Origin of the sequence: Sphingopyxis sp. 2PD, assembly GCF_005503695.1 — a bacterium.
Lineage (GTDB): Bacteria > Pseudomonadota > Alphaproteobacteria > Sphingomonadales > Sphingomonadaceae > Sphingopyxis.
In genome coordinates this window covers 1-14864 of the sequence record NZ_SCMU01000012.1, presented here as the reverse complement: position 1 = coordinate 14864, position 14864 = coordinate 1, and the positions used below count along the sequence as shown (strand labels likewise).

General features: G+C 65.0%; 12 protein-coding genes. 4 read left to right on the top strand and 8 right to left on the bottom strand.

Translation table 11 applies throughout. The annotated features are described in order from the left end of the window. Window positions 1-7: 7 nt before the first annotated feature. Together mfd and FFS18_RS10425 are read right to left on the bottom strand one after the other, a co-directional pair. On the bottom strand, window positions 8-3502 hold the full coding sequence (gene mfd, locus FFS18_RS10430; RefSeq protein ID WP_137870762.1) for a transcription-repair coupling factor: 3495 nt from the start codon (window positions 3500-3502) through the stop codon (window positions 8-10). Next, window positions 3499-3759, bottom strand: coding sequence for a succinate dehydrogenase assembly factor 2 (locus FFS18_RS10425; RefSeq protein WP_137870761.1), 261 nt, complete (start codon window positions 3757-3759; stop codon window positions 3499-3501). The genes mfd and FFS18_RS10425 overlap by 4 nt, the downstream gene beginning before the upstream one ends. Before the next feature lie 158 nt (window positions 3760-3917). On the opposite strand from FFS18_RS10425, the gene recG reads away from it, so the two are divergent. Then, window positions 3918-5984 carry an ATP-dependent DNA helicase RecG gene (gene recG / locus FFS18_RS10420; RefSeq protein ID WP_137870760.1) on the top strand — a complete coding sequence of 689 codons (2067 nt, stop codon included), beginning with the start codon at window positions 3918-3920 and terminating at the stop codon, window positions 5982-5984. A 106-nt stretch (window positions 5985-6090) separates the two neighbouring features. Here the strand turns inward: recG and FFS18_RS10415 are convergent, their stop codons facing one another. Both FFS18_RS10415 and tyrS read right to left on the bottom strand, forming a co-directional pair. Next, complete coding sequence (locus tag FFS18_RS10415; RefSeq protein WP_120217026.1) at window positions 6091-6432, bottom strand: PilZ domain-containing protein; 342 nt, start codon at window positions 6430-6432, stop codon at window positions 6091-6093. A 74-nt stretch (window positions 6433-6506) separates the two neighbouring features. Next, a complete protein-coding gene (gene tyrS, locus FFS18_RS10410) occupies window positions 6507-7733 on the bottom strand; it encodes a tyrosine--tRNA ligase (RefSeq protein ID WP_137870759.1) in 1227 nt (408 codons plus the stop codon). Window positions 7734-7765: 32 nt separating this feature from the next. Between tyrS and FFS18_RS10405 the strand changes: the two genes are divergently transcribed. The 3 genes from FFS18_RS10405 (at window position 7766) to FFS18_RS10395 (ending at window position 10913) form a co-directional block, all read left to right on the top strand. Further along, on the top strand, window positions 7766-8323 hold the full coding sequence (locus tag FFS18_RS10405) for a DOMON-like domain-containing protein (RefSeq protein WP_120217024.1): 558 nt from the start codon (window positions 7766-7768) through the stop codon (window positions 8321-8323). Then, on the top strand, window positions 8320-9525 hold the full coding sequence (locus FFS18_RS10400) for an exo-beta-N-acetylmuramidase NamZ family protein (RefSeq protein ID WP_137870758.1): 1206 nt from the start codon (window positions 8320-8322) through the stop codon (window positions 9523-9525). Before FFS18_RS10405 ends, FFS18_RS10400 begins: the two co-directional genes overlap by 4 nt. 140 nt (window positions 9526-9665) lie before the next feature. Continuing rightward, window positions 9666-10913, top strand: coding sequence for a M24 family metallopeptidase (locus FFS18_RS10395; RefSeq protein ID WP_137870757.1), 1248 nt, complete (start codon window positions 9666-9668; stop codon window positions 10911-10913). Window positions 10914-11006: 93 nt separating this feature from the next. On the opposite strand, the gene FFS18_RS10390 is transcribed toward FFS18_RS10395, so the two are convergent. From FFS18_RS10390 to FFS18_RS10375, 4 genes are read right to left on the bottom strand one after another with little or no spacing between them, the layout of a single operon-like run. Beyond that, a complete protein-coding gene (locus FFS18_RS10390; protein ID WP_137870756.1) occupies window positions 11007-11864 on the bottom strand; it encodes a DUF817 domain-containing protein in 858 nt (285 codons plus the stop codon). Further along, the gene (locus FFS18_RS10385; protein ID WP_137870755.1) at window positions 11857-12663 is read right to left on the bottom strand and encodes a lipid II flippase Amj family protein; all 807 of its coding nucleotides are present in this window, start codon (window positions 12661-12663) and stop codon (window positions 11857-11859) included. Before FFS18_RS10385 ends, FFS18_RS10390 begins: the two co-directional genes overlap by 8 nt. 41 nt (window positions 12664-12704) lie before the next feature. Beyond that, on the bottom strand, window positions 12705-13397 hold the full coding sequence (locus tag FFS18_RS10380; RefSeq protein ID WP_249340367.1) for an immunity protein Imm33 domain-containing protein: 693 nt from the start codon (window positions 13395-13397) through the stop codon (window positions 12705-12707). A gap of 7 nt (window positions 13398-13404) precedes the next feature. Then, window positions 13405-14583, bottom strand: a complete 1179-nt coding sequence (locus FFS18_RS10375; RefSeq protein WP_137870753.1) for a vWA domain-containing protein — start codon at window positions 14581-14583, stop codon at window positions 13405-13407. Window positions 14584-14864: the final 281 nt, after the last annotated feature.

Sequence of the window (14864 nt, the reverse complement as noted above, 5' to 3'; positions counted from 1 at the left end):
ACGGTTTCTAGCCCGCCTGCCGCGCGAGCTTCCCCAAACCCTTCGACAATTGCAGCGCACCGTTCAATCGCGCCCCGGTGCTCATCCAGTCGCCACTGACCGACAGCTTGTTGTCGGGGCGGATGCGCGCGCGGCCTTTCAGCCGCTCGACATAGGCGATCAGCCCGGGGACGTTGGCGAACTGGTCGCTGTGGAAGCTGACCAGCGCCCCCTTGCTCCCGACGTCGAGTTTGGCGATGCCCGCCAGCTTCGCATTGGCCTTGATCTCCATCAGCTGGACCAGGTTGGCGGTTTCGGGCGGCAGCGGCCCGAAGCGGTCGATCATTTCGGCGGCGAAGGCGTCGAGCGCGGCGCGGTCCGCGGCATCGTTCAGGCGGCGATAGAGCGCCATGCGCAGCGGCAGGTCGGGGACATAATCCTCGGGGATCAGGATCGGTGCGTCGACGGTGATGACCGGTGACAAAGCCTCGCGCGGCGGCAGTTTGCCCGCCCCCTCGGCCTTGGCGACCAGGATCGCCTCTTCCAGCATCGACTGGTACAGTTCGAAGCCGACCTCGCGGATATGCCCCGACTGCTCGTCGCCGACCAGATTGCCCGCGCCGCGAATGTCGAGATCGTGGCTCGCGAGCTGGAACCCCGCACCCAGCGTGTCGAGATCGCCGAGCAGCTTGAGCCGTTTTTCGGCGGTGTCGGTGATCGCGCCATGTTCGGGGGTCGTCAGATACGCATAGGCGCGCGTCTTGCCGCGCCCGACGCGGCCACGCAGCTGGTACAGCTGGGCGAGGCCGAAACGGTCGGCGCGGTGGATGATCAGCGTATTGGCGCTCGGGATGTCGAGGCCGCTTTCAACGATCGTCGTCGACAGCAGCACGTCATATTTGCGGTCGTAAAAGGCGCTCATCCGGTCCTCGACCTCGGTCGGGGTCATCTGGCCATGCGCGACCACATATTTGACCTCGGGCACGCGGTTGCGCAGAAATTCCTCGATGTCGGGCAGGTCCTTGATCCGCGGGACGACGAAGAAGCTTTGCCCGCCGCGATCATGCTCGCGCAGCAGCGCTTCGCGCAGCACCACCGCATCCCACGGCGCCACATAAGTGCGCACCGCGAGGCGATCGACCGGCGGCGTCTGGATCACGCTGAGCTCGCGCAGTCCCGACATCGCCATCTGCAAGGTGCGCGGAATCGGGGTAGCGGTCAGCGTTAGCACATGAACGTCGGTCTTGAGCTGTTTCAGGCGCTCCTTGTGGACGACGCCGAACCTTTGTTCCTCGTCGACGATGACGAGGCCGAGGTTCTTGAACTCGACCGATTTGGCGATCACCGCATGGGTGCCGACAACGATATCGACATGACCGCTGGCCAGGCCGTCGCGCGTCTTTTGCGCTTCGCCCGCGGGGACGAGGCGCGACAGCCGCCCGATGTTGACCGGGAAACCTTTGAAACGCTCGACGAAGTTCGTGAAATGCTGACGCGCAAGCAGGGTGGTCGGCACGACGACCGCCACCTGCACCCCGGCCATTGCGGCGACAAAGGCGGCGCGGAGCGCAACCTCGGTCTTGCCGAAGCCGACGTCGCCGCACACCAGCCGGTCCATCGGCTTGCCCGACGCCATGTCGGCGAGCACGTCGCCGATCGCGCGATCCTGGTCTTCGGTTTCCTGATAGGGGAAGCGGTCGGCGAAGGCGGGGTAGGCCGCGTCCTGCGCCAGCACTTCGCCCGAACGCAGCGCGCGCTGCGCCGCGGTCGCGAGCAATTCGCCCGCGATCTCGCGGATGCGTTCCTTCATCCGCGCCTTGCGGCGCTGCCACGCCTCGCCGCCGAGGCGGTCGAGCGCGACCTCGTCGCTCTCGCCGCCATAGCGCGACAGCACGTCGAGATTTTCGACCGGGACGTACAGCTTGTCGCCGCCCGCATAGGTCAGCGCGACGCAGTCGTGCGGGCTGCTCCCGACCGGGATCGAGGTCAGCCCTTCATAGCGCCCGATGCCATGGTCGAGATGAACGACGAGGTCGCCGACGCTGAGTGTCGCAAGTTCGGCGAGGAAGGCGTCGGCGCTTTTGCGGCGCTTCTGGCGGCGGACGAGGCGCTCGCCGAGAATATCCTGTTCGGTGAGCAGGCTGATGGCGTCGGAGGCAAAGCCGTGGTCGAGCGGGAGGACCACCATCGCGGTCGCGCCGCCGCTCTCGGTGGATGCGGTCCCGAGCGCTTCCTGCCAACTATCGGCAGGGGCTAGCGAGGTCACCCCATGCTCGCGCAGCAGCCCTGACAGGCGATCCCGCGCCCCTTCCGAATAGCTGGCGATGATCGTCTTGCGGCCCTTGCGGCGCTCGTCCGACAGATGATCGGCGACCTTGTCATAGACATTGAGGTCGGCGGCGCGTTCGGGGGTGAAATCGCGCGCGGCAAAGGTCTCGAGGTCGACGATGCTCGCGCCCGGCGGAACGTCGAACGGCGTCACGATGTGGATCGGGCGCTGCGCCGCCGCCCCGGCCCATTCGGCTTCGCTCAGATACAGCGTTTCGGGCGCCAACGGGCGATAGCTGCCTGGCGATTCGCGTTCGGCGGCGACGCGGTTCGCATGATAATCGGCGATCGCGGCAAAGCGCGTCTCCGCCGTCGCGTCGCTGCGGTGGCCGCGCAGCACCGGGGTCGCGGGGTCGATATGGTCGAACAGCGTCGCCAGCCGCTCCTCGAACAGCGGCAGCCAATGGTCCATGCCGGCCTGCCGCCGCCCGTCGCTGACCGCCTGGTACAGCGGGTCGCCCGTCGCCTGCGCGCCGAACAGGTCGCGGTAGCCCGAGCGGAAGCGTTTGATCGTATCCTGGTCGAGCAACGTCTCGGCGGCTGGAAGCAGTTGCAGCGCCTTGGCGGGGCCAAGGCTGCGCTGGTCGGCGGGGTCGAAGCGGCGGATGCTTTCGATCTCGTCGCCGAAAAAGTCGACGCGCAGGCCGGTCTCCTCGCCTGCGGGAAACAGGTCGAGAATGCCGCCGCGCACGGCAAATTCGCCCTGATCAGCGACGGTATCGACGCGGCTGAAGCCGTTCGAGATGAGCAGTTCGGCGAGCGCGTCGCGGTCGATCCGTTGCCCCGCGGCAAGCGTCGTTGCGAGCTGGCGGATGCGGAACGGGGTGAGCGTGCGCTGCGTGATCGCAGCGACGGTGGTGAGGAGCAGCTCGCCGCGTTTTGCGGGCTGTTGCAGCGCCGACAGCGTCGCCAGCCGGTCGGCGCTGACCCGCATCGACGGCCCGGCGCGGTCATAGGGCAGGCAATCCCATGCCGGGAAGCGGTGGACGATCAGGTCGGGCGCGAAGAAGGGCGCGGCGTCGGCGATCGCCTGCATCGCCGCATCATCGGTCGCGACATAGACCAGCCTCTTGTCGCTGGCGCGCGCCAGGTCGGCGAGCAGCAGCGGCAAAAACCCGTCGGCGGCGCGCGCCAGCGTCAGCGGCGCCGCTGCCGATCCGATCGCGGCAAAGATGTCGGCAGCAGATATGGTCATGGCAGCGGTATATAGTCCAGACGGCGCATCGCGGCGATCATGTCGGGGCGGTCCAGATGCGCGGGCGGCTCGCCGGTGCCCAGCGCCCACGCCATGATGTCGACATCGTCCTCTTCGACGACAATTTCGTACCAGGCGATCTCTTCCTCGCTCCAAGTCGCGGCGTAGCGATCGAAAAAGCCGCCAATCATATAATCGGCCTCGCGCGTGCCGCGGTGCCAGGCGCGGAATTTCAGGCGTTTGAGGCGGTCGGTCATGGCGGGCCTTTTAGTCCGATCGAATGATTCAGCAACGAAGATCACCACGTCCGTTCGTGTCGAGCGAAGTCGAGACACCCGACCAACAGCGCTACCCGGCCGGGTGTCTCGACTTCGCTCGACACGAACGGAATGTGGGGGCTAGACACGCCCTAGCCATGCGACCCGAAATCCTCAATCCGCTCTTTGCCGCGCTCACAGACCTGAAGGGTGTTGGCCCGCAGCTGGCCAAGCCGCTGACGCGGCTGGGGCTGGAACGCGTCGTGGATGTACTGTTTCACCTGCCGACGGGATTGATCTCGCGTTTTCCGGTCGACCGGCTCGACGAAGCGCAGGCGGGGCAGACGATCATCGTCGATCTGACCGCGCAGGACTATCGTCCGGGCCGATCCCCACGCGCGCCCTTCGGGGTCGAGGCGTTCGACAGTGCGGGCGACCATGTCCGGCTCGTCTATTTCGGACGGACCTCGGGCCTCGCGCGCAAGCTGTTCCCGCTCGGAGAGAAGCGCCGCGTGTCGGGGCGGCTCGACCTCTATGGCGAGATGCGCCAGATCGTCCATCCCGACCAAGTCGTCGAGCCGGGCGACGAAGCGGGGATCGCGATCCACGAACCCGTCTATCCGCTGACCGAAGGACTGACCAACGCGCGTCTGTCGCAGCTGGTCGAAATAGCGCTCGAACGGCGCCCCGAACTTGCCGAATGGATCGACGGCCCGCTGCTGACCAGCCGCGACTGGCCTGCGTGGCGCGAGGCGCTGACGCGCGCGCACGCCAGCCCGCAGGATGCGGCGGCGCGCGACCGGCTGGCCTATGACGAGATTTTCGCCAGCCAGGTCGCGCTGATGCTGATCCGCGAGGGGCTGCGCAAGCGCAAGGGGCGCGCGGTGGTCGGCGACGGGCGGCTGGTGGGTGCGCTGCGGCTGCCGTTCGGTCTGACCGGCGCGCAGGAGCGGGTGGGGCGCGAGATTGCCGCCGACATGGGCCGCGAAACCCCGATGCTGCGGATGCTGCAAGGCGATGTCGGATCGGGCAAGACGCTGGTCGCGCTGCGCGCGATGCTGGCGGCGGTCGAGGCGGGAACGCAGGCGGCGCTGCTCGCGCCGACCGAGATTTTGGCGCGCCAGCATTTCGCGACGTTACAGGCGATGCTCGCCGGACTGCCGGTGAACATTGCGATCCTGACCGGGCGCGACAAGGGGCGGGTGCGCGAATCGACGCTGATGGGGCTTGCCGACGGCAGCATCGACATATTGGTCGGCACCCACGCGATTTTTCAGGATGCGGTGACGTACCGCGATCTGGCGCTAGTGGTCGTGGACGAGCAGCACCGCTTCGGCGTCGCGCAGCGGTTGATGCTCACGCAGAAGGCGGCGCGGCCGCCGCACCTGCTGGTGATGACCGCGACCCCGATCCCCCGCACCCTGCAACTTGCCAATCATGGCGAGATGGACGTGTCGCGGATCGACGAAATGCCGCCGGGGCGCACTCCGGTTGATACGCGCGTCGTATCGGTCGACCGGCTTGATGAGGTGGTCGGCGGGTTGGAGCGCCATCTGGCGACAGGGGCGCAGGCCTATTGGGTCTGCCCGCTGGTTGCCGAGAGCGAGACGAGCGAGCTCGCCGCTGCCGAGGACCGCGCCGCGCTGCTGCGCGAGCGGTTGGGCGCCGACCGCGTCGGGCTGGTCCATGGGCGGATGAAAGGGCCGGACAAGGATGACGTCATGGCGCGGTTCCAGGCCGGCGACATCGGGGTGCTGGTCGCGACGACGGTGATCGAGGTCGGGGTCGATGTTCCCGCCGCCAGCCTGATGATCGTCGAACATGCTGACCGCTTCGGCCTCGCACAGCTCCACCAGCTGCGCGGACGGGTCGGGCGCGGCACGGCGAAATCGGTGTGCCTGTTGCTGCGCTCGCAAAACCTGTCCGAAACCGCGCGCGAACGGCTGGCGCTGATGCGCGAGACGAACGACGGGTTCGTGATCGCCGAGAAGGACCTGGAGCTGCGCGGCGGCGGCGAGTTGCTGGGGCTGAAACAGTCGGGCGACGCCGATTATGGGCTTGCGAGCGCCGAGCAATTGGTACGGCTGTTACCGGTGGCGCACGACGATGCGCGGCTGTTCGTCGAACGCGACGGCGGGATGGACGGCGCGCGCGGCGAGGCGGTGCGGCACTGCCTCTATCTGTTCGAGCGCGACGCGGCGGTGCCGCTGCTCAGGAGTGGATGATCAAGTTGATGGCCAATGCACCGTAGCCCTGAGCTTGTCGAAGGGCGCTTCACCGAGAAGCGCCCTTCGACAAGCTCAGGGCTACGGTTGTAATCGGTATATTTGTCTAATTCACGTCAGCCCGTGCACCCATCGCACGGATCATCGGCAGATAATCTTCGACCGCGATTGATTTGTCGAACTGGACACCGGTCTTGCCGCCCAATGACCATACGACCTTCGCCGCGGTGCGGCCGATGATCGGCATGCGGAATACGACAAGGTCGCCGATCTCGAGCCCGCGTTCGAAGCGCATCAGCATACCGTCGGCGCTGATGTTGACGCAGGTGCACATTTCCTGCCGACCGTCGGGCATGACAAAGGGCAGGCGAACATAGACGTCGCTACGCGGAGCAATTCGCTGGTCGAGGCCGACATAATGGGCCTTGCTGGTATCGATCTTGCGCATTTTAGTGGACCTTGTTGGTTTGGGCATGACGATCCACTCGATTGCTGAAGATTGGGTAAACGCGTTTCTGCGCCTTACCGCGTCACAAGGCCATGTTTTTTCGCGCCCAGGCTCAGCGGCACCGGATCGGCCCCCGGCGTAATCAGGTGATGTGGGTCGCGAATGACGACGCCGTCGACCTTGACCGCCCCCTCGTCGAGCTTGCGCCGCGCTTCCTTGTTCGACGCCGCAAAGCCCAGTTCGCGCAGCGCATCGACGACGCTGATCCCTTCGGCGGGCGCGGCTACCTGCGGCAGGTCGCCACCAATCTGGCCTTTTTCAAAGGTTTGCGCGGCGGTCTCGGCGGCAACTTTGGCGGCATCGGCGCCGCGGCATAGCGCGGTCGCTTCGTTTGCCAGTATTTTCTTCGCCTCGTTGATTTCGGCCCCGCCCAGCGCTTCGAGCCGCGCGATCTCTTCGAGCGGCAGGTCGGTGAACAGCTTCAGGAAGCGTCCGACATCGCGGTCGTCGCAATTGCGCCAGAACTGCCAATAGTCAAAATGGGACAGTTGGGCGGGATTAAGCCACACCGCACCCGCGGCGGTTTTGCCCATTTTGGCCCCCGCCGCCGTGGTAAGCAGCGGAGTCGTCAGACCGTAAAGGTCTGCGCCGTCCATGCGGCGGCCGAGCTCCATGCCGTTGACGATATTGCCCCACTGGTCCGACCCGCCCATTTGCAGCCGCGCCCCCATCTCCCTCGACAGATGGCGGAAATCATAACCCTGCAGGATCATGTAATTGAATTCGAGGAAGGTCATCGGCTGTTCGCGTTCGAGCCGCAGCTTGACCGAATCGAACGTCATCATCCGGTTGATCGTAAAATGCGTGCCGACTTCCTGCAGCAATTCGATGTAACCGAGCTTGCCGAGCCAGTCCTGGTTGTTGACCATCACCGCGTCGGTCGGGCCGTCGCCAAAGGTCAGGAACTGCTGAAAGATGCTGAAGATCGACGCGATGTTCGCCGCGATCGTCTCGTCCGACAGCATCTTGCGGCTTTCGTCGCGACCCGTCGGGTCGCCGATCCGCGTCGTTGCGCCGCCCATCAGCACTATCGGTTTGTGCCCCGTCTGTTGCAGGCGGCGCAGCATCATGATCTGGACGAGGCTACCGACGTGCAGGCTGGGCGCGGTTGCGTCGAAACCGATATATCCGGGGACGACCTGTTTCGACGCGAGCGCATCGAGCCCTTCCGCGTCGGTCATCTGGTGGATATAGCCTCGATCATCGAGGACGCGCAGCAGGTCGGATTTGTGGTTCGTCATAGCGCGCGGGCGCTTAGCATGGGGTTGGGGTTTTGGATAGCATTCGCAAATCGCTGGTCTGCCACCCCGATACCCCGGCGCGAACGGTCCGGTCGGTCGCGGTCGAGATCGCGCTGTCGTTCGATGAGGGTTTTGCGTTGCACTATGTCGTTGAGGGCGGCGTGGGAGACATCATCCTGCCGCCGGGCGACGGGCAACTGGTCATTGCCGACAGCGCAACCGACGGGTTGTGGCAGAGCACCTGTTTCGAGGCGTTCCTGACCGAGGAGGGGCAGCCCGACTATACCGAATTCAACTATGCCCCTGACGGACGCTGGGCCTGTTACCAGTTCGACGATTATCGCTCGCTGCTGCGCTCGGACGAGCTTGCGCCATGGGAGATGACGGTCGAGCGCAATGACGCGCGCTATATATTGCGTGTCGAACCGGGAATTTTCCCCGATACGGGATCGAAACTTGGCCTGTCAGCGGTGATTGAGGAACTGGACGGCACCAAGAGCTATTGGGCGCTCGCACACCCACCGGGCAAGCCCGACTTCCATCATCCCGATTGCTTTGCGCTCACGCTTGAGGCACCCGGGCGCGCATGACGACGCTTTTCGGTATCGACCGCCTGCTCGCCGACCCGGCGCTTCTGAAGCCGCTCGAAGGCAAGCGCGTTGCGCTGCTCGCGCACCCTGCCTCGGTCACCGCCGACCTCACGCACAGCCTCGACGCGCTCGTCGCGGCGGGGGTCAATGTCACCGCGGTGTTCGGACCGCAGCATGGCGTGCGCGGCGACCTGCAGGACAATATGGTGGAGTCGCCCGACTTCACCGATCCGACCTACGGCATGCCGGTGTTCAGCCTCTACGGCGAAGTGCGCCGCCCGTCGGGGCAGTCGATGCACACCTTCGACGTGATGCTCGTCGATCTGCAGGATCTCGGCTGCCGCATCTACACCTATGTCACGACTTTGCTCTATGCGCTCGAGGCCGCGGCGGAGCATGGCAAGGTGGTGTGGGTGCTCGACCGCCCGAACCCCGCGGGGCGCCCGGTCGAAGGGACACGGCTGCGCGAGGGGTGGGAAAGCTTCGTCGGCGCGGGGCCGATGGTGATGCGCCACGGGCTGACGATGGGCGAGATGGGGCATTGGTTCATCCGCCACTTCGGGCTCGACGTCGATTACCGGGTGATCGAGATGGCGGGGTGGGACCCCGACGGCCCGGGCTTCGGCTGGCCGACGACACGCGTGTGGATCAATCCCAGCCCGAACGCCGCGAACCTCAATATGGCGCGCGCCTATGCCGGCACCGTGATGGTCGAGGGTGCGACCCTGAGCGAAGGGCGCGGCACGACGCGCCCGCTCGAGCTCTTCGGCGCGCCCGACATCGATGCAAAGGCGGTGATCGCGGAGATGCAGCGGCTCGCGCCCGAATGGCTGGGCGGATGCAAGCTGCGCGACATCTGGTTCGAGCCGACCTTCCACAAGCATATGAAGCAGCTCAACAGCGGCATCCATATCCACGCCGAGGGCGGCTGGTACGACCATGCGGCGTTCCGTCCCTGGCGCGTGCAAGCGCTAGGGTTCAAGGCGATCCGTTCGCTGTATCCCGACTATCCGATCTGGCGCGGCACTGATTTCAAATATGAATATACCGACGATGTGCTGGCGATCGACGTGATCAACGGCGGCCCCGACCTGCGGCTGTGGGTCGACGATGTGGGCGCGGAAGCGGGCGATCTCGATGCGTTGGCGCAGCCCGACGAGGCGGCGTGGCGCGACGAGATTTCAGATCTGCTGCTTTACTGATGCGGATTTTCTGCTCCCGTTCGTCCTGAACTTGTCGAGAGGCGGTTCTTCCCACCAGCGTGAGATGAAAAGAACAGCGCTTCGACAAGTGCAGGGCGAACGGGTTAAAGGTTGGCGCCAGCGCGCGCGGGGAGAGTGAAATGATCCAACGCAGGCAATTTCTTGGCACCGCGGCGCTCGGCGGGCTGGCGGCGACACTGCCGCTCTCGGCATGGGCGGCGGACACTGCGGGCCTGCCCAATCTGGCCGCCAAGGCGGTTCCGATCGGCAAGGCAGAGCGCGTGGCGCGGCTCGCCAAGGCGACGCATCTGGTCCGCGCGAATGATATGGACGCGCTGCTGATCGAGCCGGGATCGAGTCTGATTTATTTCACCGGCGTGCGCTGGTCGCGCAGCGAGCGGCTGACCGCGGCGGTGCTTACGCGCGAGGGCGAGCTGGCGGTCGTCACGCCCTTTTTCGAAGAACCGTCGGTGCGCGAAAGCCTGGCAGTTGCGGCCGACGTGCTGACCTGGAACGAGGATGACAATCCGCTCGCCGCAGTCGCCACCTGGCTGGGCAAGCGCGGGTTGACCAAAGGCAAGATCGGCGTCGAGGAAACGGTGCGCTATTTCGCGGTCGACGGGTTGGAAAAGGCGATGCCGAACGCGACCGTCGTCAACGGCGCGCCGGTCGTGCGCGGGTGCCGGATGCACAAATCGCCCGCCGAAATCGCGCTGATGCAGATCGCGAGCGACATCACACTCGCCGCCTATCGCCACACCGCGCCGCGGATCGAGGCGGGCATGAGCCCCGACCAGATCGGCGCAATCATGGCCGCGGCGACGACCGCCCTCGGCGGACGCAGCGAATTCGAGTTGATCCTGCTCGGCGAGGCGAGCGCCTATCCGCACGGATCGGGCAAGCCGCAGGCGGTGAAAGATGGCGAGGTGGTGCTGATGGATTGCGGCGCGACGGTGCACGGCTATCAGTCCGATATTTCGCGCACGTTCGTCTACGGCAAGGCGACACTGCGCCAGCGGCAGGTCTGGGACCAGATGCGCAAGGGGCAGGACGTTGCCTTTGCCGCGGCAAAGCTCGGCACCCCCGCGGGCGAGGTCGATGATGCGGTGCGCGCTTATTATGAAAGCCTCGGCTGGGGACCGGATTACAAGCTGCCCGGCACGTCGCACCGCACTGGCCACGGCATCGGGCTCGACGGGCACGAGCCGGTCAATCTCGTACGCGGCGAAACGACGAAGCTCGCACCCGGCATGTGTTTCTCGAACGAGCCCGGCATCTACATTCCCGGCGAGTTCGGCATCCGGCTCGAGGATTGTTTCCACATGACCGAGAGCGGTCCCAAATGGTTCAGCGAACCGCCGTCGTCGATTGACAAGCCGTTCGGTTAACCCGTCGCCCCCGCGAAGGCGGGGGCCGCAGTCGGCCTTTTTCAGTGTGGCGGCGCAAACCGCTGGCGGCCCCCGCCTTCGCGGGGGCGACGGTTACCCAGTGGCGTCTGGTCCCTTCGGCCGCTGCACCAGACTGACCAGCACGAACGAAATAATCATCAGTAGATACCAGCTGCCCAGCTTCTCCAGCCCGACCATGTGCCAACCGGCATCCTGACTCGGATAGGTCCACGCGCGCGCAAAGGTGCCGATATTCTCAGCGAACCAGATAAAGAGCGCGACAAGCCCCCAGCCGACGAGCAGCGGCATGCGGCGGTGGACGTGGAGGGGGCGGAACCACACCTGACAGCGCCAGAACAGCAAAGCGGTCGCCGCGAACAGGAACCAGCGGATGTCATACAGCCAGTGGTGCGCGAAGAAATTGACGTAGATCGCGGCGGCGAGCGCGTAGCTGGTCCAGACCGGCGGATAACCCGTGTAGCGGAAATCGAAGATGCGCCACACGCGCGCGATGTAGCTGCCAACCGCGGCATACATGAAACCCGAGAAGAGCGGGACGGCGCCGATGTGGAGCAGGCTCGCCTCGGGATATTGCCACGACCCTGCGGCGGTCTTGAACAGCTCCATCACCGTGCCGACGATGTGGAAAATCAGGATGACGAGCGCTTCCTTCGGTGTTTCCAATCGGAACGCGAGCATCCCGAGCTGGATCAGCACCGCGCCGATCGTGATCGCGTCATAGCGATGCAGCGGCGCATCGTCGGGCCAGAACAGGTGCGTGCCGAGCAGCAGCGCGAGCATCAGCCCGCCGAACAGGCACGCCCAGCCCTGCTTGAAGCCGAAGACCAGAAATTCGAGAAACCAGCCACGCGGACCCGGCGTAACCGCCATCGCTTCCAGTTGCGCGCGGACGGCGTGAAAGCGGCTGTGGCCGCGCGCGCGATCAGACATAAACGGCGACCCATGCGATCAGCGCCGCGGCGGGCAGCAGCAGCGCCTGCGCGAGCACCGTCCCGGCGAGGCGGCTGAGCGAGATGAGCGTGATCGCGCGGCGAAAGTCGGCCTCGTCGACCTTCCCCTCGACCGCATCGTCAGTCATCACCGACAATTGCGGGTCGATGAAGGCAAATAGCAGGATCGTCGCAAAGCCGTTGATCAGCGCCGAGAGTTGCGACGCGGTGACGCGAAATTCGGGCGCGAGATAGCCCGCATAGAGCGACCCCACCACGCCAACGGCGAGCAAAGATTGCGCAAGGCAGTTGGCGATCAGCACGCCCCAGCCGATGCCCTTCGGCATCCGCCAGTTCCTGAGGTGCGACAGGCTGGGAAAAGTCAGCGACCGGCCCAATGTCCGAAGGCCGCTCGGACTTGCAGCCTTCAGCGCGAGCCTCGTCGTCGACCGATTATCCTGATACCAGCCGATCGCGGCAGCGAACATGCGTTGGCCGGTCGGCACGAGCAATATGCCGATCAGCGTCGCGACGCTCGCGGCCGCCAGCACCAGCTGCATGTCGAGGAACAGATGCCCGCCGCTGCCGTCGTGGATGCGCGTCTCGATCCGCTTGGCGAGGAAAGGGCCAAGGAAGCTGTTCGAGGTACGCGAGAAGAGCACGAGGATGTTGAACAGCGCGAACGACATCGCGATCCGCCGCGTCCGCACCCCCGCGATCCGCGCGGCATAAGCGAGCGCGCCGATCAGGTTGATGAAGCCGGTGAGCAGCAGGATGGTGACGAGGGGGAGGTCGAACATCGTCGGGGATTAACCGGAGGATGAAGCAATTTCGAGCGGTTTCACTCGGGCGCGTTCGGTTGGGTCGGGACAAATTCGCCGGTCGACCAGTCGCGCAGAAACGCGCTGCCGACGGGTGCGTCAATCAGGTGGAGCCAACTGTCGTCGCCGTTCAGAACTTTGCCGAGCGCGATGTAGCTGAAGCTCGGATTGTCATATTCGGCGTCAGTCAGGCCGCGCGCGTCGCATCGAAAGCGCCATCCACTGTCGGGATAGGTGTCGCCTTCCTCAAGCGGATCGGGTTCCTCGCGATAGAGATATTCGACCTTGAGCCGTCCATCGAGAATTTGGTCATCGACGAAGCAGCGGTCCCAATATTCCCGCCGGGCCGGCGCAGCTGGGGGCGGGACGGCGCGATCGTCGGCCCAGTCGATATCGATGATATGCCCGCGCTGGAACTGCACGACGTCGCCAGGTTTCAACTGCGGGATGTCGGCCGGTTCATTGTCGAGCGTGCCGGTCAGCTCGTCGCCATCGACCGCGGTGACGATGACCCACATACGCTCGGCGCCCCATTCGGCGCTGGGCGGGATCGATTCGAAGATGATTTTGACGAGATCGCCCGGCGCGACCGAAAGCAGCTCGTTCTCCGACGGAAGATAAAAAGTATAGGGCGCGCCTGCGGCTATCGGGCGCGGGTCCTCGATCCGGTAACTTCCGAACCAGCCGCGCAACCTGTCCCTGAAGCCGGCCAAGGTCGGCTCAATGCTTGCGCGTCAGTTCGCGCATCGCATCGTCGAGTCCGGCGAGGGTCAGCGGATACATGCGGTCGTTCATCAGCTGTTTGATCAGCTTGACCGACTGGGTGTAGCCCCAATGCGCCTCGGGCACCGGATTGAGCCACACCGCTGCCGGATAGACATGCGTGATGCGCTGGAGCCAAACCGCGCCCGATTCCTCGTTGAAATGCTCGACGCTGCCGCCCGGATGGGTGATTTCATACGCGCTCATCGACGCGTCGCCGACGAAGATCACCTTATAATCATGTCCATATTTGTGGAGGATGTCCCACATCTGGTGGCGTTCGGACCAGCGGCGCTTATTGTCCTTCCACACCCCTTCATAGGGGCAGTTGTGGAAATAGAAGAATTCGAGATTCTTGAATTCGGTCGTCGCAGCGCTGAACAATTCTTCGCAGAGCTTGATGAACGGATCCATCGAGCCGCCGACGTCGAGGAAGAGCAGCAGCTTGACCGCGTTGCGCCGCTCGGGGCGCATCCGGATGTCGAGCCAACCCTGGCGCGCGGTGCCGTCGATCGTCCCCGGAATGTCGAGCTCGTCGGCCGCACCCTCGCGCGCGAATTTGCGCAGGCGGCGCAGCGCGATCTTGATGTTGCGGGTGCCGAGTTCCTTGGTGTTGTCGAGGTTCTGGAACTCGCGCTTTTCCCAGACTTTCAGCGCGCGCTTGTGCTTGCTCTCGCCGCCGATCCGCACGCCCTCGGGATTATAGCCCGAATTGCCGAAGGGCGAGGTGCCGCCGGTGCCGATCCACTTGCTGCCGCCCTCATGGCGCTTCTGCTGTTCCTCGAGCCGCTCTTTCAGCGTCTCCATGATCTTGTCCCAGTCGCCCAGCGATTCGATCGCCGCCATTTCCTCGGGCGTCAGGAATTTCTCCGCGACCGCCTTCAACCAGTCGGCGGGGACGTCGACCGGGTTCTGCCCGTAATCGGAGATGATGCCCTTGAAGACCTTGTTGAACACCTGGTCGAAGCGGTCGAGCAGGCCTTCATCCTTCACGTAGATCGCACGCGACAGATAATAGAATTGCTCGGGGCTGCGATCGATCACCTCGCGGTCGAGCGCCTCCAGCAGCATCAGATGCTCTTTCAGGCTGGCGGGAATGCCCGCGGCGCGCAGCTCGTCGAGAAAGCCGAAAAACATGGGGGAGGGGTAACGCGTTGCCGGGGTGCGCGCAATCCCTTTACGTAAACGGAAAGTGGGGTGGGCAGTTTCGGTTTAATTTCTGGTTTCGACCAATTGCGGACATAGCCGATCCTCCCCCACCGGGGGAGGGGGACCACCCGAAGGGTGGTGGAGGGGCACAGGAGGTTGCCGCAGCGCTGGGCTGGAAGAACCAAGCTTCCCGGGACCCTAGCAGTGGAGCACGACTTCGGCGGCAAGGCAAACCGATGGTGCCCCTCCACCAGCTTCGCTGGTCCCCC

Bases quoted from the DNA above. Each gene is read 5' to 3' on its own strand.
- mfd (WP_137870762.1), bottom strand. From the start codon at position 3,502: ATGACCATATCTGCTGCCGACATCTTTGCCGCGATCGGATCGGCAGCG.
- FFS18_RS10425 (WP_137870761.1), bottom strand. From the start codon at position 3,759: ATGACCGACCGCCTCAAACGCCTGAAATTCCGCGCCTGGCACCGCGGC.
- recG (WP_137870760.1), top strand. From the start codon at position 3,918: ATGCGACCCGAAATCCTCAATCCGCTCTTTGCCGCGCTCACAGACCTG.
- FFS18_RS10415 (WP_120217026.1), bottom strand. From the start codon at position 6,432: ATGCGCAAGATCGATACCAGCAAGGCCCATTATGTCGGCCTCGACCAG.
- tyrS (WP_137870759.1), bottom strand. From the start codon at position 7,733: ATGACGAACCACAAATCCGACCTGCTGCGCGTCCTCGATGATCGAGGC.
- FFS18_RS10400 (WP_137870758.1), top strand. From the start codon at position 8,320: ATGACGACGCTTTTCGGTATCGACCGCCTGCTCGCCGACCCGGCGCTT.
- FFS18_RS10395 (WP_137870757.1), top strand. From the start codon at position 9,666: ATGATCCAACGCAGGCAATTTCTTGGCACCGCGGCGCTCGGCGGGCTG.
- FFS18_RS10390 (WP_137870756.1), bottom strand. From the start codon at position 11,864: ATGTCTGATCGCGCGCGCGGCCACAGCCGCTTTCACGCCGTCCGCGCG.
- FFS18_RS10385 (WP_137870755.1), bottom strand. From the start codon at position 12,663: ATGTTCGACCTCCCCCTCGTCACCATCCTGCTGCTCACCGGCTTCATC.
- FFS18_RS10375 (WP_137870753.1), bottom strand. From the start codon at position 14,583: ATGTTTTTCGGCTTTCTCGACGAGCTGCGCGCCGCGGGCATTCCCGCC.